Annotated in this window: 1 protein-coding gene; it reads right to left on the bottom strand. The window is 63.7% G+C overall.

The features are described 5' to 3' along the window. A partial coding sequence (locus ASU03_RS20330) for an AMP-binding protein (RefSeq protein WP_157465992.1) occupies window positions 1–815 on the bottom strand: 815 nt, incomplete at both ends.

Raw genomic sequence — 815 nt, 5'->3', positions numbered from 1 at the left:
CCTTGAGGTTGATGAAGGCGCAGGGGGTTTCGCCCCATTTCTCATCCGGTCGAGCCACCACGGCAGCTTCCAGCACGGCAGGATGGCGGTACAGCACACCTTCGAGTTCGATGGTGGAAATGTTCTCCCCGCCGGAAATGATGATGTCCTTGAGCCGATCCTTGATCTCCACGTAGCCGTCCGGGTGGCAGACGGCCAGGTCGCCGGTATGGAACCAGCCACCTTCGAACGCTTCGGCCGTTGCACTGGGGTTCTTCAGATAACCCTTCATCACCGTGTTGCCGCGCATGAAGATCTCGCCGATGGTCTGGCCGTCGCGCGGGGTCGGCTCCAGGGTTTTGGGATCGGCCACCATCAGCCCTTCCAGGGTCGGGTAGCGCACGCCCTGGCGTGCCTTGATTTCCGCGCGCTCCTCCAGAGGGCGTTCGTCCCATTCGGCATGCCAGGCGCAGATGGTGACCGGCCCATAGACTTCGGTCAGGCCGTAGACATGCGTCACCTTGATGCCCATTTCCTCGACTGCGCCGATCACCTTGGCCGGCGGCGCGGCGCCGGCGACCATGGCGTGCACGGGGTGGTCGATGGCGGCTTTGGCCGAAGCGGGCATGTTGACCAGCGCATTGAGCACGATCGGCGCGCCACACAGGTGAGTGACCTGATGCTCGCGAATCAGCCCGAGAATCTTCTGCGGGTCGACGCGGCGCAGGAACACATGGACGCCGGCCAGCGCGGTAATCGTCCATGGGTAGCACCAGCCGTTGCAGTGGAACATCGGCAGCGTCCAGAGATACACCGGATGGTTGCCCATCGCCCAG

The organism is Colwellia sp. TT2012 (assembly GCF_001440345.1).
In the GTDB taxonomy this organism is placed as follows: domain Bacteria; phylum Pseudomonadota; class Gammaproteobacteria; order Enterobacterales; family Alteromonadaceae; genus Colwellia.
This window is presented reverse-complemented; position numbering and strand designations above follow the sequence as displayed.